15 protein-coding genes, 4 tRNA genes and 1 pseudogene are annotated in these 16,967 nt (G+C 68.0%); 7 read left to right on the top strand and 13 right to left on the bottom strand.

The features are described 5' to 3' along the window. Positions 1 to 14 precede the first annotated feature (14 nt). From ACZZZQ_RS16530 to pdxS, 5 genes are all read right to left on the bottom strand, one after another. Complete coding sequence (locus tag ACZZZQ_RS16530) at positions 15 to 3,368, bottom strand: ATP-binding protein (protein WP_463508105.1); 3,354 nt, start codon at positions 3,366 to 3,368, stop codon at positions 15 to 17. After that, positions 3,365 to 4,024, bottom strand: a complete 660-nt coding sequence (locus ACZZZQ_RS16525; protein ID WP_463507957.1) for a DUF4194 domain-containing protein — start codon at positions 4,022 to 4,024, stop codon at positions 3,365 to 3,367. The genes ACZZZQ_RS16530 and ACZZZQ_RS16525 overlap by 4 nt, the downstream gene beginning before the upstream one ends. Beyond that, positions 4,017 to 5,480, bottom strand: coding sequence for a DUF3375 domain-containing protein (locus tag ACZZZQ_RS16520; protein ID WP_463507956.1), 1,464 nt, complete (start codon positions 5,478 to 5,480; stop codon positions 4,017 to 4,019). Before ACZZZQ_RS16520 ends, ACZZZQ_RS16525 begins: the two co-directional genes overlap by 8 nt. A gap of 73 nt (positions 5,481 to 5,553) precedes the next feature. Next, entirely contained in the window at positions 5,554 to 6,159 is a 606-nt protein-coding gene (gene pdxT / locus ACZZZQ_RS16515; protein WP_463507955.1) for a pyridoxal 5'-phosphate synthase glutaminase subunit PdxT, read from the bottom strand. Then, entirely contained in the window at positions 6,149 to 7,042 is an 894-nt protein-coding gene (gene pdxS / locus ACZZZQ_RS16510) for a pyridoxal 5'-phosphate synthase lyase subunit PdxS (protein ID WP_056278787.1), read from the bottom strand. Before pdxS ends, pdxT begins: the two co-directional genes overlap by 11 nt. Before the next feature lie 114 nt (positions 7,043 to 7,156). On the opposite strand from pdxS, the pseudogene ACZZZQ_RS16505 reads away from it, so the two are divergent. Together ACZZZQ_RS16505 and pdxY are read left to right on the top strand one after the other, a co-directional pair. Then, positions 7,157 to 8,463, top strand: a pseudogene (locus ACZZZQ_RS16505) (aminotransferase class I/II-fold pyridoxal phosphate-dependent enzyme). Positions 8,464 to 8,509: 46 nt separating this feature from the next. Beyond that, complete coding sequence (pdxY, locus tag ACZZZQ_RS16500) at positions 8,510 to 9,361, top strand: pyridoxal kinase PdxY (protein ID WP_320488356.1); 852 nt, start codon at positions 8,510 to 8,512, stop codon at positions 9,359 to 9,361. 21 nt (positions 9,362 to 9,382) lie between these two features. Here the strand turns inward: pdxY and ACZZZQ_RS16495 are convergent, their stop codons facing one another. From ACZZZQ_RS16495 to ACZZZQ_RS16485, 3 genes are read right to left on the bottom strand one after another with little or no spacing between them, the layout of a single operon-like run. Further along, a complete protein-coding gene (locus ACZZZQ_RS16495) occupies positions 9,383 to 9,931 on the bottom strand; it encodes an HIT family protein (RefSeq protein ID WP_463507954.1) in 549 nt (182 codons plus the stop codon). Continuing rightward, positions 9,928 to 11,928, bottom strand: coding sequence for a threonine--tRNA ligase (gene thrS, locus ACZZZQ_RS16490; protein ID WP_463507953.1), 2,001 nt, complete (start codon positions 11,926 to 11,928; stop codon positions 9,928 to 9,930). Before thrS ends, ACZZZQ_RS16495 begins: the two co-directional genes overlap by 4 nt. Positions 11,929 to 11,974: 46 nt before the next feature. Then, positions 11,975 to 12,334, bottom strand: coding sequence for a YnfA family protein (locus ACZZZQ_RS16485; protein WP_053096200.1), 360 nt, complete (start codon positions 12,332 to 12,334; stop codon positions 11,975 to 11,977). 101 nt (positions 12,335 to 12,435) lie between these two features. Here ACZZZQ_RS16485 and ACZZZQ_RS16480 point away from each other — a divergent pair, with 101 nt between their 5' ends. Both ACZZZQ_RS16480 and ACZZZQ_RS16475 read left to right on the top strand, forming a co-directional pair. Continuing rightward, on the top strand, positions 12,436 to 12,855 hold the full coding sequence (locus ACZZZQ_RS16480) for a DoxX family protein (protein ID WP_463507952.1): 420 nt from the start codon (positions 12,436 to 12,438) through the stop codon (positions 12,853 to 12,855). Positions 12,856 to 12,911: 56 nt separating this feature from the next. Then, positions 12,912 to 14,261: a cryptochrome/photolyase family protein gene (locus ACZZZQ_RS16475; protein ID WP_463507951.1), complete on the top strand. Its 1,350-nt coding sequence runs from the start codon at positions 12,912 to 12,914 to the stop codon at positions 14,259 to 14,261. A 71-nt stretch (positions 14,262 to 14,332) separates the two neighbouring features. On the opposite strand, the gene ACZZZQ_RS16470 is transcribed toward ACZZZQ_RS16475, so the two are convergent. The 3 genes from ACZZZQ_RS16470 to ACZZZQ_RS16460 all read right to left on the bottom strand — a co-directional run bounded on the left by ACZZZQ_RS16470 (position 14,333) and on the right by ACZZZQ_RS16460 (position 14,626). Further along, positions 14,333 to 14,404, bottom strand: a tRNA-Val gene (locus tag ACZZZQ_RS16470). 25 nt (positions 14,405 to 14,429) lie between these two features. Beyond that, positions 14,430 to 14,500, bottom strand: a tRNA-Cys gene (locus ACZZZQ_RS16465). Positions 14,501 to 14,553: 53 nt separating this feature from the next. Then, a tRNA-Gly gene (locus ACZZZQ_RS16460) sits at positions 14,554 to 14,626 on the bottom strand. A gap of 152 nt (positions 14,627 to 14,778) precedes the next feature. On the opposite strand from ACZZZQ_RS16460, the gene ACZZZQ_RS16455 reads away from it, so the two are divergent. From ACZZZQ_RS16455 to ACZZZQ_RS16445, 3 genes are all read left to right on the top strand, one after another. Then, a tRNA-Val gene (locus ACZZZQ_RS16455) sits at positions 14,779 to 14,854 on the top strand. Positions 14,855 to 14,946: 92 nt separating this feature from the next. Next, positions 14,947 to 15,399, top strand: coding sequence for a hypothetical protein (locus ACZZZQ_RS16450; RefSeq protein ID WP_463507950.1), 453 nt, complete (start codon positions 14,947 to 14,949; stop codon positions 15,397 to 15,399). A gap of 89 nt (positions 15,400 to 15,488) precedes the next feature. Beyond that, complete coding sequence (locus ACZZZQ_RS16445) at positions 15,489 to 15,851, top strand: GIY-YIG nuclease family protein (RefSeq protein ID WP_463507949.1); 363 nt, start codon at positions 15,489 to 15,491, stop codon at positions 15,849 to 15,851. A gap of 51 nt (positions 15,852 to 15,902) precedes the next feature. Here ACZZZQ_RS16445 and ACZZZQ_RS16440 read toward each other — a convergent pair whose 3' ends face one another. Both ACZZZQ_RS16440 and ACZZZQ_RS16435 read right to left on the bottom strand, forming a co-directional pair. After that, positions 15,903 to 16,286 carry an SPW repeat domain-containing protein gene (locus ACZZZQ_RS16440; protein ID WP_053096209.1) on the bottom strand — a complete coding sequence of 128 codons (384 nt, stop codon included), beginning with the start codon at positions 16,284 to 16,286 and terminating at the stop codon, positions 15,903 to 15,905. Between the two features lie 94 nt (positions 16,287 to 16,380). After that, positions 16,381 to 16,959, bottom strand: a complete 579-nt coding sequence (locus ACZZZQ_RS16435) for a type II toxin-antitoxin system PemK/MazF family toxin (protein WP_083569336.1) — start codon at positions 16,957 to 16,959, stop codon at positions 16,381 to 16,383. Between the last annotated feature and the right edge of the window lie 8 nt (positions 16,960 to 16,967).

The following is a 16,967-nucleotide window of genomic DNA, read 5'->3' as shown; positions in this document are numbered from 1 at the left end:
CATTATCGCCGGTGTCACTCGGCGGGCAGACCGACCTTCGGCCGTGCCCAGGAGCGGCCGCGCGTGTCCTTGAGGATGTCGTACTCCACGTCGACATGCGGTTCGATGGCGCTGTACTTGTCGTTCGGCGCACCGATCACGAGCTGGAAGCCGAGACCCCGCCATGCTCCGATCGCACGCTTCGTGAAGTGCGCGTCTGCCTTGATCAGGGCCTCGTCCATGAACACGGGTGCATACCTCGGACGCTCGGCACCCGCGTCGCCGAGCTGGTAGCGCAGTGCCGCGCCCACGATGAAGGCGACCAGCTCCTGCGACTCTCCACCCGATTTCTCGCCGATGTGGTCGTAGAGCGCGACATGCTCCCGGGTCGTCGCATGGACCCGCTCCGCGCTCACCCGCACATGGTTGCGCACGTCGATGAGCTCGGCGAAGTCGGGAGCTGTGCGTCGCATCCGACCGATGAGACGGCTCATCCTCCGGTAGACGCTCTCACGATCGACATCCGTCTCCGCTGCGTCGATGAGGCTGCGCACCTCGCGAAGCTCCTTGCGGAATCGCCTGCGCGCCTCGGACTGGTTCTCGCGCGGTGTGATCTGAAGACGGTGATCATCGTCGTAGAACGGCAGCTCCTCCATGATCCTGTTGATCGGGTCGATGCGGTTCTTGATCTCGCGCAGTGCACGACCCAGCGTCGAATCCAGGCTCGTCAGATCGTTTCCGGAGAGCTTGAGGAGGCTGTCTCGCCATTCGGATTCCAGCTCGTGCAGGCCGTTGGTCTCGAGCGCCACGAGGATGCTCTCGAACTCCGCGACCGACTCGTCGGGGTCGGGGAGGATCGTGAGCGTATCCCAGCGCTCGAGGAAGCCGGTCATCAGGCGTCGCATCTGCTCACGCTGCTCGGCGTGCGCCGCGGCTGCCGACGTGCGGTCCTCGAGCAGTCTGGTCGCGGCCGTGCGCAATGCGGCGTGGAGGTGAGCGAGGCGCTCCGACGCCGTCACGCTCACGGCCGCGTCTGCTCCGAGGAAGCGCGCGTCGAGGAACGAACGATGCCGCTCCTCCAGCGCGATCTCGGCCGCCTCAGCCGCATCGACGATCCGCTGACAGTCGTCGACCTGGTCGGTGACCTCCACCCAACGGTCCTGAGCGAGTGTGAGGTCTCCCCCGAGTCGGGAGCTCTCGTCGCGCAGACGGCCGACCCGTTTTCTGAGCTCCTCGGCCTGCGACTTCAGCTCGGCGATCTTCGGGTTCTCGTCGGTGACCTCCGCCTCCACTGCGACCCATCGCGCGCGCTCCGCCGTGACGGCCTCGACGTCGATCTGATCCCAGGTGAGGTCCTCGATCTTCGCGTGCGCCTTGGACGTCGCCTCGATCCGGTCGAGGTCGGCCTCGGCGTCCGCAGCGGCCTGAGTCGCAGCATCGCGGCGGCTCTCGAGCTGGCTGATCTGCTCGTCGAGCTCGCGAAGACGGCGCGCGTTCGAGAATCCGAGCATGTTCGCCCGGCCATGCCCGCCATGGGACCCGCGGTCTCCGTGCGACACCTGCCCCGCGAGCGTCAGCGCGCGAGGGTGCTCGGCGAGCTCGGTCGACGAGTCCACGCACACGTACTCGAACCGCTCACGGAGTCGCTGCTGAAGCCATCCGGTGAACGGCGTCGATCGGTGATCGAGACGACCGGGGAGCGTGCGGGGGTCCGCCGTCCGAGACTCGGCGACGCCCGTCGGGACGCCTTCGTAGCTGATCCGCTCAGCGATGCGCACCGACTCGATGGCCGCACGGAACCGCCCGAGGTCCGCGACATCGACGAGCAATGTCCGCGCGAACCCGCCGAGGGCGAGGTTGAACGCGTCCCGCCAGGGCTCGAACTCGGTGCGCACCTCGATGAGCTCACCGACGAAGGGCAGATCCGTCGGGGTGAGCCCGGCCGCCTGGGCGAGGAGAGTTCTCGCCTCATGCAGATGCGCGGGAATGCTCCCGCGGAGCTCACGGGTGCGGTCCTGCTCGGCACGCGCCCGACTCAGCTCGCTCTCGACCGCTCGGCGCGACGACTCTGCATCGGCGAAGGCGGCGCGGGCTCCGCGCAGTCCGCTCTGCGGGAGCTCCCGGCCGACGCGGGCGAGCAGTTCCTCGAAATCGGATGCGGTGCGCACCTCGGCGCCGAGCTCCCTGGCGACGCTGTCGAAGCGCGCCCGCTCGCGCTGGACGTCCTCCAGTCGGCGCTCGACACCCCGCAGCTCGCGCTGAGCGGTCTCGAGGCGGTCGCCTCCGGACTGCCGCAGGACGTCGAGCAGCCCCTCCCGCTCGACCTCGGCGGCGGCGATCAGTGCGTTCTTCTCGCGGACGGCCAGCTGCAGCGCCTGGGTGCGGTCACGCAGATCCGCCTCCACCTCGCGCAGCAGATCGAGGCGGCGCTCGGCGCTCCACAGGGACGCGAGGGAGGTCGGCTCCGAGAAGACCCCGACCTCGTCCACGACGCTCATCCGCGCCGACGCCGCCTCGATGCGCTGCGAGATCTCGCGGATCGGCTCGAGAGCCGCCACCTGCTGCTTGGCGACGAGCATCCGCGTCCGGGTGCTCTCCAACTCATCGAAATGAGCGACCACCGCGTCCGCGGTCGCCATCGTCTCGGGCTCCTCGAGCACGAGCTTCTTGTAGAGGTCGTCGACCGTCGTGATCTGCTGACCGGCCTGGATGCGGGCGAGAAGACTGATCGCCTTCGCCCCCGAACCGGCCGCGCCGATGCCGAGCACGGCGTGAAGTCGAGCCGAGAACTCGCGGTCGGTCGCCACGGGCTCCAGCCCGACGACGCGCACCGACGCGTCACTGAGTCGCTGGACCGCAGCGCGTTCGAGCTGCGAGAGGTCGAAGGCGCCGTCGATCGTGGCCCGCAATCGCGTGGTGTCCTCGAGGGTGCGGGCGTCCGCGGGGATGTACCACCCGCGCACCGCCGTGAAGCGCGAGCCGTCGTGATCCAACCACGTCATCGAGACGGCGCTCCAGGTGTCCTCGCCGTCGCCGCGCAGCACGCGGAGCTTCGTCCCCTCCTCGGTGCGGGACTCGTCGATCTTGCCGCGCCCGTACGACAGGATGTTCCGCTGCTCGTCGCCGCGGGGACGGCCCGTGACGCCGCCGTTGGACGCGCCGTTGAAGGGCGTCGTGTGCGGCATCATCAGCGCGATGTAGCCGTCCATGAGCGTCGACTTGCCCGACCCCGATCCGCCGCACAGCAGGGTCGCATCGGGCGAGAACCGCACGCGGTGGGGACCGCCGTCGTAGCCGCCCCAGTTGATGAGCTGGAGCTCCTCCGCGACCCACTGCTGACCGCGTGAGCTCGCGGGGATCATCCCGAAGAGCGTGTCCATCATCGTCATCGCGCCACCACCGCCTGGGATCGCAGCCACTCCCGCAGCTCCTTGAGCGTCTCCGCACTGAGCACCACCTCCACGAGCGCGGTGATCCGGTAGCGTCCGCTGGTCTCCTCCTGCACGATGCCCTCTCGATCCAGCCGATCCAATGCGCTGCGAATGGCGCGCTGCTGCTTCGCGGTTCCGCCGTCGACGTCCGCGAAGTAGCTCAGCACGGTCTGCTCGACGTCCTCGATGTCGATCCGCACTGAACCCTCGCCGGACGCGGACTCGCGCTGGTAGACGGTCCGCAGGTGCACCAGGACGAGCGTCTCGGCGCGCGAGTACGGAGAGTCCTTCAGCAGCACGGGCATCTCGACCTCGTCAGAGCGCAGCTGCTGCTTGTACGCGAACCCTCTGGCGTGATCGATGATCAGACGCAGGTAGATGTCGTTGAGCCGCGACTCGATCACCTGCTGGTGCTCGAGCAGCAGCGTCCACTCACGTCGGTTGCGCTCCATCGAGATGAAACGCCGCTGGAGCAGGTGCACGAGCACGCGCCTGATCTCGGGATCGAGCGTGCCGCGATCGCCGGGGAAGTGCGCCCCGAGGTCGTCCTCCATCGCCGTCGGAGCGATGAACCCCTCGTCCGCGCCGGCTGTGGTGAGGTCGTCGTCACTCATCATCTGAATCCTCTTTCGTGCTGCGGGCGGTCACGGCGCCGAATGCGAATCGCCTGCTCGTGCCGTCCGGGCGCAATGCTTCGACCGTCGAGATGCCATCTCCCTCGGTGAGGCCGTTCCGGTGCGCGATCTCGAGCAGACCGAGCAGATCGACAGGGCGCCGAGCCGCGCCGGGCACCGACCGGAAGGCATCGGCGAGGTCGAAGTCCGTCCCCAGTCCGGCGACGTATTCCTCGAGCTCCGCATATCTCGGACCACCCCAGGCGCGCGTGTCGTGATCGAGGAAGTCGACGTCATCGGCGTCGGCGAGGGGCGCCGGTGCACGCGGCGGGCGGATATCGCTGGTGGTCTGACGCAGATGCCCGAGATCGATCAGCGGCATGCTGCGCACCGGGTCGACGACCGTCGCCGGGCCGGTCCATCCGTGGAGCCCGGCGATGACGTCGCGCAGGAGGTCGTCGATCTGACGATCGCGCAGCGGATCGTGCGTCTTCACCTGGCCGGTGATCACGTGCGAAGCGCGGCGCTGCGCGGCCAGCACCTCCTCCACCCCCTGCTCTACGCGTCGACCGATGGCGTCGAGCTCGGCGCGCTGCGCGCCGTCGAGCATACGGGCGAAGGGCCGGCCGAGCAGTCCGCGAAGCTGCTCTGTGAGGGCATCGATGCGATCGGGGTCGCCGATCAGACGCAGGGCTCCTGCGAACGCGCGCCCCTCCGGTGTCGACTGCATCACATCCTGGGCGCGCTGCAGATACTCGCGGAGCACTTCGCTCGTCGGTCTCTCGTCCCTGCGCAGGTGGGCGACGACGTCGCGTTGCATCGACCTGAGCGACTCGGCGACGCGCGTGAAATCGGCGGGCAGTTCGCGTGCCAGGTGCAGGACGTTCTCGGCCTCCTCGAGGAGCTCCTCATCGTCGGCAGGGTCGGCATGCCCGGTCTCCTGGATGCGAGCGATCTCTGCGTCGAGCAGATCGCGTTCGTCATACAGCCGCGCCAGCCGCCGGACCGGGTCGACTTCCGCGCTCACCGACAGGTGGTCGACCGCGTCGAGGAGGGTGCGCACGCGGGAGTTCGACACGCGCGTGCGCCCTCCGCCGGTGCGGCCGGATATCTCGAGTGCTGCGACGGCATGCGCAGACAGGCGGTAGACCTCGACGTCGTCGTCGATCTGCTGGATCAGCCAGCCGAGGCGCACCCAGTTCCGGCACACGTCCCGGCCGCTCCCGGACGGAAGCCGCCTGTCGTCGTCATACCCCGCCGCTCGGAGTTCGTCGAGCACCTCGCCCAGCTCGGCGTGCGCATCCGCGACCGCGACAGACGCCCGGTCGGCGGTGAACAGAAGAGTGAGCGACGCGACCACGAACGGGGCGAACCGACCGTGCAGCAGATCGAGTGTCGGGGTGCTGAATGCGGTGACGGCACGCGCATATGCGGCCTCAGCCCTGGATCCAGTCACTCGAACGAGAATAGTCCGACCTCGGGCCCTCGCCTGTCACGCGCTGGTCCGTGGCGGGTCGCACCGCATGGCGTCAACGGCGCGAGGTGCGCTCCCGGACTCCCGCGAGGAACAGCTCGTGAAAGCGCGTCTCGCCGTCGACCTCGGGGTGGAAGCTGGTGCCGACGAGTGGCCCCTGCCGCACGGCGACGATTCTGCCGTCCGGAAGCGAGGCGACCACCTCGACCCGCTCGCCTGCGCGTTCGACGATCGGAGCTCGGATGAACGTCGCGTGCACGGGCACCTCACCGAGCGCCGGAACGTCGAGGTCCATCTCGAAGGACTCCGTCTGGCGTCCGAAGGCATTGCGGAGTACGGCGATGTCCAGGCCGCCGAATGACTGCTGTCCCTCGATGCCGTCGAGTACCTCATCGGCGAGAAGGATCAGCCCGGCGCATGTCCCATACACGGGGAGTCCCGCAGCGATCGCGTCCCTGATCGGCTCCTGCATCCCGAATGTGCGCGACAGCTTGTCGATCACGCTGGACTCGCCGCCGGGGATGACGAGACCGTCGACAGACGCAAGCTCCTCCGGGCGGCGCACCAGCGCCACCTCGGCTCCGAGTCCCGCGAGCAGGGCGGCGTGCTCGCGCACGTCGCCCTGCAGCGCGAGGACGCCGACCCGTGGACTACCAGCCACGCTCGGCCAGGCGGTGCGGCGCGGGGAGGTCGGAGACGTTGATGCCGACCATGGCCTCGCCGAGTCCGCGTGAGACCTCGGCGATCACCTTGGCGTCATCGAAGAAGGTGGTCGCCTTGACGATCGCCTTGGCGCGCTCCGCCGGGTTGCCGGACTTGAAGATGCCCGAGCCCACGAAGACGCCGTCGGCGCCCAGCTGCATCATCATCGCTGCATCCGCGGGGGTCGCGACGCCACCCGCGACGAACAGCACGACGGGGAGCTTGCCGGTCTCGGCGATCTCGGCCACGAGCTCGTACGGCGCCTGCAGCTCTTTCGCCGCGACGAACAGCTCGTCCTTCGGAAGAGCCGTGAGAGCCGCGATCTCGCCACGGATCTTCCTGATGTGCTTCATCGCCTCGGAGACATCCCCCGTGCCGGCCTCACCCTTGGAGCGGATCATCGCCGCGCCCTCATTGATGCGGCGCAGCGCCTCACCGAGGTTGGTGGCACCGCAGACGAAGGGCACAGCGAAGCCGTGCTTGTCGATGTGGTTCACGTAGTCGGCGGGAGAGAGCACCTCGGACTCGTCGATGTAGTCGACGCCGAGCTCCTGCAGCACCTGCGCTTCGACGAAGTGGCCGATGCGTGCCTTCGCCATGACGGGGATCGACACCGACGCGATGATGCTGTCGATCATGTCGGGGTCGCTCATGCGCGAGACACCGCCCTGTGCGCGGATGTCGGCGGGAACCCGCTCGAGCGCCATGACGGCGACGGCGCCCGCGTCTTCGGCGATCTTGGCCTGATCGGCGGTGACCACGTCCATGATCACGCCGCCCTTGAGCATCTCGGCGAGACCGCGCTTGACGCGCGAGGATCCGGTGGTGGTCTGTTCGGTCATGAGAGCTCCTGTCGGGGAAGCACGATGTGCATGAGTGTGTCGAACGATGTCTCGTTTGATCTAGGCCAAACAGTAGCACTGTCCGGAACGACCTAGAATCGGTGGTGAGGACACATGAGCGACCAGATCACCGGAACGACCGCAGCGGACATCGCCGACAGCGTGCGCGGTCTGCGCGAGCGCGGTGTGCTGCGCGCCGGCAGTCCCCTCCTCCCGTGCGGGAGCTCGCCACGACCCTCGGAGTCAATCGCAACACCGCGGTCGCCGCATACCGACAGCTCGCTCAGGCCGGGCTCGTGATCTCCCGAGGTCGCGCCGGCACGGTCATCGCCGGTCTCGAGTCGGTGGCCCAGGAGGGCTACGCCTCCGATACAGTGCTGCGCGACGTCGGGACCGGCAACCCGGACCCTCGACTGATCCCCGATCCATCGCCTGCGCTGGCCACGGTGGCCGGTCGTCCGGTGCTCTACGGCGAGCCCGTCATCGACCCGGGGCTGCAGGACTGGGCGCGCGAATGGATCGCGCATGATCTCGGTCACCTCGACTTCGGCATCACCGTCACGAGCGGCGCCGTCGACGCCGTCGAGCGACTGCTCGCGCAGGCGCTGATGCGCGACGATGCCGTCGCACTCGAGGATCCCTGCTTCCTGGCGAGCATCCACACGGTCCGACTCGGCGGGTATCGGGCCGTTCCCGTGCCGGTGGACGAACAGGGGATGACGGTCGAGGGGCTGCGCGCCGCCTTGGATGCCGGCGTGCGAGCGGTGATCTGCACCCCGCGCGCTCAGAACCCGACGGGGGCGAGTCTCACGGCCGCTCGTGCGGCGGAGCTGCGCGCCGTGCTCGCCGCTCATCCGTACGTGCTGATCATCGAGGACGATCACTTCTCGATGCTGTCGCAGCGTCCATACGAATCGCTGATCGGCCCGGACCACCGGCGGTTCGCGCTGGTGCGCTCGGTCTCGAAGTTCCTCGGGCCGGACATGTGCCTCGCCATCGCGGCGACGGATGCCACCACGGCAGAGCGCCTCGCCATGCGTCTGAGTCCCGGAACCACCTGGGTCAGCCACCTGCTGCAGCGTCTCACCCTCACTCAGCTGACCGACGAGTCGGTGCTCGCACGCATCGCCGACGCCCGCGAGCACTACGCGGCACGCAATGCGGCCTTCGCGTCGCGGCTGCGCGAGCATGGCCTCGACTCCCCCGCCACCGACGGTCTGAGCCTGTGGATCGAGTTGCCGAAGCCGGCGCGCATCGTCGCCGAACGCCTCATGCGTCGGGGCTGGCTCGCTCGAACCGGCGACGACTTCGCCCTCGACGAACGCGCCGATCCGTCGCGCCATCTGCGCCTCACAGTGCATGATCTGTCCGAAGACGACACTGCGACACTCGTCGCCGACCTCGTATCGGCCGCACGATGACCCACCGCCGCGGGAGCATTCCCGCTCTGAAAGAAAGGATCGGGGAATGAAGGTCCTCTCCATCCAGTCCGCCGTCGCGTACGGGCATGTCGGGAACTCCGCCGCGGTCTTCCCGTTGCAGCGCATCGGCGTCGAGGTTCTGCCGGTCTACACCGTGAACTTCTCCAATCACACCGGCTACGGCGCCTGGCGCGGTCCGCTCATCTCGCCGGACGACGTGCGCGAGGTCATCACGGGCATCGAGGAGCGCGGCGTGTTCGGCGAGATCGACGCGGTGCTGAGCGGTTACCAGGGCGGCGAGGGCATCGGCGATGTGATCATCGACGCCGTGGCGCGCGTCAAGGCCGCCAATCCCGCCGCCGTGTACGCCTGCGATCCGGTGATGGGCAACGCGAAGTCAGGATGCTTCGTCGCCCCGGCCATCCCGATCCTGCTGCGCGAGAAGGTCGTGCCGGCTGCCGACATCATCACCCCGAACCAGTTCGAGCTCGGGTTCCTGACCGGCACAGAGCCCGACACGCTCGAGTCCACCCTGGCCTCGGTCGACCTGGCCATGGCGATGGGACCGAGCACGGTGCTGGTCACGAGCGTCGAGCGGCCGGACCGTGAGGACGACACGATCGAGATGCTCGTGGCCGACGCCGCAGGAGCCTGGATCGTGCAGACGCCTCGGCTTCCGATGAAGGCGAACGGCTCGGGCGACGTCACCGCGGCGCTCTTCACGGCCCACTATGTCGGATCCGGTGACGCGAAGACGGCGCTCGAGCGCACCGCGTCCAGCGTGTTCGACCTGCTCGCCGCGACCCTCGAGTCGGGTGCGCGCGAGCTGCAGCTCGTCGAAGCGCAGGAGTTCTACGCGAACCCTCGGATGCAGTTCACGGCGCGCCAGGTGCGCTGACCCGCGATTCCGAGCCGTGGCCTACGCCGTCGTCGGCCAGGCGTTCGCCACGGCTTCGCGCACCTCGCCGACCAGCTGGGGCAGGGCCTTGGTCTTGGCGATGATCGGGAAGAAGTTGGCGTCCGACGTCCACCGCGGCACGATGTGCTGGTGCAGGTGGCCGTCGACTCCGGCACCGGCGACGGCACCCTGATTCATCCCGATGTTGAAGCCGTCGCAGCGCGAGACCTCACGGAGCACTCGCATGCCGATCTGGGTCAGTGCCCCGATCTCGGCGACCTCCTCGGGTGTCGCCTGGTCGTAGGTGCCGATGTGGCGGTGCGGGCACACCAGCAGGTGTCCGGAGTTGTACGGGAAAAGGTTGAGCAGCACATAGGCCGTCTCCCCCCGGGCGACGATCAGCCGCTCGGCATCCGGGAACTTCGGAGCCTCGCAGAACGGGCACTCCTCGCGCAGTGGCTCAGGACCAGCCTGGATGTAGGCCATCCGGTGCGGCGTCCAGAGCCGCTGGAACTCGTCGGGGACGCCCGCGAACTCGCCGGCGTCCTCCCACGACTCCGAGGACGTCACGCCAGGTCCCCTGCTGTCTGCACGAGAGTGTGTGCATCGATCGCTGCGCGGATGCGCGCTACTGCATCGGTGATCGGCACGCCGTTCTCCTGCGTGCCGTCGCGGTAGCGGAACGAGACGGTGCCCGCGTCGCGATCCTTCTCGCCCGCGATCAGCAGCAGCGGGACCTTGCCGGTCGTGTGCGTGCGGATCTTCTTCTGCATCCGGTCGTCGGAGGCGTCGAGCTCGGCGCGCACGCCCTGCGTGCGCAGCGTCTGGACGATCTCGCCCAGGTAGTCGGCGAACTCGTCGGCGACGGGGATTCCCACGACCTGCACGGGCGACAGCCACACCGGGAAATCACCGGCGTAGTGCTCGAGGAGGATCGCGAAGAACCGCTCGATCGAGCCGAACAGCGCACGGTGGATCATGATCGGACGCTTCTTCTGGCCGTCCTTGTCCGTGTACTCGAGCTCGAAGCGCTCGGGCAGGTTCGGGTCGACCTGCACGGTCGACAGCTGCCAGGTGCGGCCGATCGCATCACGCGTCTTGAGGTCGATCTTCGGTCCGTAGAACGCGGCCTCGCCGGGCACTTCGGTGAGCTTCAGGCCGGATGCCACCGCGACCCGGCGGAGAGCATCGGTCGACGATTCCCAGAACTCGTCCGAGCCGATCCACTTGGACTTCTCGTCGTCCTTCATCGACAGCTCGAGCTCGAAGTCGGTGAGACCGAAGTCGCGCAGCATCGACAGGATGAACTCCAGGACCTTCGCGACCTCGCCCTCGAGCTGATCGGGGGTGACGAACAGGTGCGAGTCATCCTGAGTGAAGCCGCGCACTCGGGTGAGGCCGTGCAGCGCACCGGAGAGCTCGTTGCGATAGACGGTGCCGTTCTCGGCGAACCGCAGGGGCAGATCACGGTAGCTGCGCGCGCGCTCCTTGTAGATCAGGATGTGCATCGGGCAGTTCATGGGCTTCAGGTAGTAGTCCTGGCCCTGCTTCGTGATGTTGCCCTCGTCGTCGCGCTCCTCGTCCATGACGATCGGCGGGTACATGCCCTCCTTGTACGTCACGAGGTGGTTCGAGGTGAGGAAGAGGTCTTCCTTCGAGATGTGCGGGGTGTACACGTAGGTGTAGCCGCCCTCGATGTGGCGCCTGCGAGCGTGCTGCTCCATCTCGCCGCGGACGATGCCACCACGGGGGTGCCAGACCGACAGACCCGAACCGATCTCCTCGGGGAACGAGAAGAGGTCGAGCTCCTTGCCGAGACGGCGGTGGTCGCGCTTGGCGGCCTCCTCGAGGCGGTGCTGGTATTCACGCAGCTCGTCCTTCGACGGCCAGGCGGTGCCGTAGATCCGCTGCAGCTGCGGGTTCTTCTCGCTGCCCCGCCAGTACGCGGCGGCGATGCGGGTCAGATCCCAGCCGTTGCCGATCATGCGGGTGTTGGGCAGGTGCGGCCCGCGGCAGAGGTCCTTCCAGACGACCTCGCCGTCGCGGGTCGTGTTGTCGTAGATCGTCAGCTCGCCCTCGCCGACCTCGACGGAGGCGCCCTCGGCGGCTTCCTTGCCGCCCTTGAGACCGATGAGCTCGAGCTTGAACGGCTCGTCGGCCAGCTCTGCCCGCGCCTCGTCGTCCGTGACGACACGACGCACGAAGCGCTGCCCCTCACGGACGATGCGCTGCATCTCCTTCGTGATGGCCTTGATGTCCTCGGGCGTGAACGGGGTGTCGACGCCGAAGTCGTAGTAGAAGCCGTCGGTGATGGGCGGCCCGATGCCCAGGTTCGCCTGCGGGTTGATCCGCTGCACCGCCTGCGCGAGCACGTGCGCGGCCGAGTGACGCAGGATGTTCAGCCCGTCGGGACTGTCGATCGTGACCGGCTCGACCTCGTCGGCATCCGTCACTGTCGCGGCGAGGTCCTTGAGGGTCCCGTTGACGCGCATGGCGACGACTGAACGGTCAGAGAACAGGGCGAAGCCGTCTTTCGGCTGAGCATTTTCAGGCACTGCACACTCCATCTGGGTCTGGATCTAGGCTACTCGCATGCCCGGGGGCCGCTGACCGCTACGACGCCACCTCAGACTCGGTGTTCGCCGCCGTAGGAGCGAGGATGATGATCGCCGCGCCGACGAGCGCGATCGCCGAGCCGACCCAGTCCCAGACGGTCGGCTTGAAGCCGTCGACGATGATGCCCCACGCGAGCGATCCGGCGATGAACACCCCGCCGTACGAGGCAAGCACACGTCCGAAGTTCGCGTCAGGCTGGAGCGCCGCGATGAACCCGTACGCACCGAGAGCCATCACGCCGAGCACAGCGAAGACCCAGCCACGGTTCTCCTTCACGGCCTGCCAGATCAGCCACGCGCCGCCGATCTCGGCGACGGCGGCGAGCACGAAGAGGATGCTGATGCGCAGGACGGTCATGCACTCAGTGTGGCAAAGGCCGCCACTTGGGCGGGCAGACCTGCCGCGACGCGCCCGGGCGACACCCGTGAGCTCCGATTCCGCCGGGGTAGCGTGAGCGGATGATCAGACCACTGGCGCGCTGGATCCTCGCACTCGCCCTGGGTGCGATCGGCATCGTCCACTTCACGAGCACCCGCGGTTTCCGCGTCGTCGTGCCTGACTGGGCGACTCGGGCCACTCGTCTCGACAAGGAGGCGATCATCATCGCGTCGGGCTCCGCGGAGGTCGCCCTCGCCGCCGGGCTGCTCCTGCTGCCGAACGAGAGACGGCGTGTCGGAATCGCCACCGCCGCGTTCTTCGTCGCCGTGTTCCCGGGAAACGTGCACCAGTGGCGCACTCACCGGTCCACCCCGGGGCTCGACACCGAGGCGCGGCGTCTCGGACGACTCTTCCTCCAGCCTCTTCTCGTCGCCTGGGCGCTGTGGGCGACGACTGCGCCGGCTCGACCGCGGATGCGCGCGGTGCCTCGTATCCGCTGAGCAGCCGGCAGCGCAAGCCCGCCCACTCGTTCCGTCCACCCCGCCAGAATGGAGCCATGGCCTCTCCCTCGCTCGTCTGGCTCCGCGACGACCTTCGACTCGCCGACAATCCGGCGCTCAGGGCGGCGATCGATCGCGGTGAACCACTGGTCGTGCTGTTCGTCCTCGACGAGGAGTCCCCCGGCATCCGACCGCTCGGCGGAGCCGCACGCTGGTGGCTCCACCATTCCCTCGCGTCTTTGGACGATGCGCTGCGGGAACTCGGCGCCACTCTGACGCTGCGTCGAGGTCCTGCCGAACGCATCGTCCGCGAGACCGTCGCAGACTCGGGCGCGACGGCCGTCTTCTGGAACCGGCGATACGGGGGCGCCGAACGCGAGGTCGACACCGCGCTCAAGGCGGCGCTGCGCGCGGACGGCCACGAGGTCACGTCGTTCCAGGCGTCGCTGCTGCACGAACCGTGGACGGTGAAGACCGGCGGCGGCACCCACTTCTCGGTGTTCACGCCGTTCTGGCGGGCATGTCTCTCCCTCCCCACGCCGCGAGCGCCCTTCCCCGCGCCCCGGAGTCTCGCTGGGGTGCCCCAGCCCCCGGCGTCCGACGATCTCGTCGACTGGGATCTGCTGCCGACCCGCCCCGACTGGGCCGGCGGGCTCCGTGACGCCTGGGAGCCCGGTGAGCCGGCGGCCAGAGCTCGGCTGCGTACGTTCCTGCATGACGACATCGGCTCGTACGATCGCGCGCGGGATGAGCCGTCGGCGGGCGCGACGTCACTGCTGTCACCGCGTCTGCGGTGGGGCGAGCTGAGCCCGTTCACCGTGTGGCACGCGGCGGTGGAGGCCGATGGCGCGGCCGGGTTCCTGTCGGAGTTGGGCTGGCGCGAATTCGCCTGGCACACGACGTTCCACGCACCGGACATCGCCACGAAGAACCTCCGTCGTCAGTACGACGCCTTCCCCTGGCCGCGGCTCAAGCCGTCGGAACTCGAGGCGTGGCAGCGCGGCGATACCGGGATCCCGCTCGTCGATGCGGGGATGCGCGAACTGTGGCACACGGGTTTCATGCACAACCGGGTGCGCATGGTGACGGCCTCGTTCCTCGTGAAGAACCTGCTCATCGACTGGCGGCGCGGCGAGGAGTGGTTCTGGGACACCCTGGTCGACGCCGACGGCGCGAGCAACCCGTTCAACTGGCAGTGGGTGGCAGGATCCGGCGCCGACGCCGCCCCGTACTTCCGCGTCTTCAATCCCGAGCTGCAGGCGAAGAAGTTCGACCCGCACGGCCTGTACATCTCGGAGTGGGCGTCGGATGCCCCGACAGAGCCGATCGTCGATCTCGCGGCCACCCGCAAAGCGGCGCTCGCAGCGTACGAGGTCGTCAAGCGGTCGTCCCCGGTCTCGGGGTGACCGCCGCCGGTGACGGCTGCGCCCCGTCATGGGACAACAAAAAACCCCCGGAGAACCGGGGGTTTTGTCTGTGCGCGATACTGGGATCGAACCAGTGACCTCTTCCGTGTCAGGGAAGCGCGCTACCGCTGCGCCAATCGCGCCCGTTGGGGCTATTCAGTTACTGAGAGGTGGCGACGGGATTCGAACCCGTGTAAACGGCTTTGCAGGCCGGTGCCTAGCCGCTCGGCCACGCCACCGTGTGGATTGACCCCACGTGCCGAAGGCCTTCCGAAGAAGGCCCCTGCACTTGAGCGGATGACGAGACTCGAACTCGCGACCCCAACCTTGGCAAGGTTGTGCGCTACCAACTGCGCTACATCCGCGTTGTTCCCGGTTGTTGTCCCGGGCACTTATGAAACATTAGCCGATGATCGGCGACTGTCCAAACCGAAACCGAATCTCGCGCGTGTCTCGCAGGGTGGTCAACTTGGCCTCCGACGGTCGGGTAGTATCGGTTGACGTACCCCGCAGGTATGGGCGATTGGCGCAGTTGGTAGCGCGCTTCCTTCACACGGAAGAGGTCATCGGTTCGAGTCCGGTATCGCCCACCACAGAACCCCGCGCATCTGAGATGCCGCGGGGTTTTCTCATGGCGCGAGGGCGCGGGAGCCAGCGCCGATCTTTCGATTGCTAGCGTTGCGGCATGCCCACCTTGCTCGACGACTTCCTCTCCGGAGATCGCGGACGCGTGATGCACGCGGTGTGGGAGACGATCCGCTCGCGGGATGCCGCGACTCTCGACCCCCTCGTCGCCGCGCTTCCGCAGCTCCGGCGCGAGGCGACGAGGCTCGATCTGGGCGGGATGATCTATTCGAACAACGCCCATCTGGCGCACGCGCTCACCAAACTCGAACAGTATCGCGACAGGGAGTGCTGGTGCGCCGCTTACCCCGGGCTGCTCACGAATGACCCCGAGAAGGAACAGGCGCTCGGCCACGTCAGCATCCTCTCGACGAGTGATCCTGGCTGGTCGATGACCTATGTCACCGAATGCGCCGTGTGCGGGAGGCTGTTCGATGTCGAGCAGGGGGACCATCACTTCATGTGGTGGAGATGGGTGCCGCGCGGGGTGAAGAGAAGCCGCGGACAGGTCTGACGTCGGTGGCCGGCGGTAGCGTTCCGACCATGCCGCGCACTCCGCTCCCGACCCCCTGTCCGCTCTGCGGCCATGGAGACGCGGTGCGCGTGACCACCGCGCTGCTGTGCGACTGGTGCGGGTGGCGTTACGGCGACTCCCCCGATCCCGACCTCCCTCGCCCGGTGGTCGAGGTGGTCTATTACATCCGCTACGACCGTCGGGTGAAGATCGGCACGAGTCGCCGGCCGCGTCACCGACTCGCGAGCATCCGCTACGACGAGCTCCTCGCGTTCGAGCCGGGTGGCCGTGCGGTGGAGCAATCGAGACACCGCGAGTTCGCCGACATCCGGGAGGGCGGCGAATGGTTCACCCTCACCCCGTCTCTCGCGGCCCACATCGATGGACTGCGCACGCTGGACGACCCCTGGCAGCTCTACGCGCGCTGGGTGGCGGCGGCATTGCAGAACTGAAGCCCCGCACAGGGCCGACGTTCCGTGCGGGGCTTCAGAGTTCGTACGCCATCAGACGCGAGCAGTGGCCTTGACCTTCGCGGGCTGCGGCTGCGAGAACAGCACGACCACGATCACGGCGACGCCGACGACCACGTGCGGCACCCAGACGTTCGGCGCCTCCGTCGAGAAGCCGAAGATCCACGGCGACAGCGCCAGGAACAGGCTCGCAACGATGTCGAACACGAGGTGGACGGGCATCGGGATGACGCCGAACGGCCCCCATTCGTACTTCGTGAAGAGGCTGTAGACGATGAGCCCGATTCCGAGCACGATCGGGATGATCACGGCGGGGCCGCCCATGCTCGCGAAGCCGAAGAGCCACGGAGCGGCGATCAGCGCCACTCCGACGATGTAGTCGAGAATTCCATGGACCTTGGTGGGGATGAAACGCATGATTCCTCCTGTGGTGTCGTCGCATCCTGCGACTCACAGACTGTTCGCAGCCGTTCGTCGAACGGATTGCGACCTGGTCACACGTGTCGGGGCTTCAGGCGGTCGCCCAGCCGTATCGTCGAGCCAGAGCCGAAGCGACCTCCCCGTAGCGCGATCGGTCGAGCACCGCGGCCTCACGGCGCAGTCCGCTCTCGTGCACGCTGTACAGCAGCTCGATGTCGACCCAGGACTCCCGTCCCTGCGCGTCCCAGCCGCCGGAGCCGATCGACAGGTAGTCGCGGTCGCCGTCGTGCGCCTTGCTCGTCATCCGCACCGCATAGACACGTTCTGCGGATTCGCGACCGATCACGAGCACCGGCCGATCCTTGCCTCGACCGTCGTTCTCCTCGTAGGGCACCCAGGTCCAGATGATCTCACCCGCGTCAGGGGCGCCGTCCCGGTCGGGCGCGTAGCCGATGCGGAGGTCATCGATCCGGTCGGGGTCGACCCGCCGTGTCTCGGTGCCGCGCGACGCCGCTCTCGACGCCCCTGAGGCGGAGCGGACCTCCTCGGAGGTGCGCAGACGCGAGACCGGGCGTCTCGGACGAGTTTTCGTCCGAGACGCCCGGTCAGATCCCAGTGCTGTGAAGAGGATCTCCGCGAGTCGTGCCAGGATGCCGTTGGTGTTGCTCACACGGTCAC

The organism is Microbacterium sp. AC132 (assembly GCF_979258525.1).
Note: the sequence above shows the minus strand (reverse complement) of the source record. Positions and strands in the feature narration are given on the sequence as shown.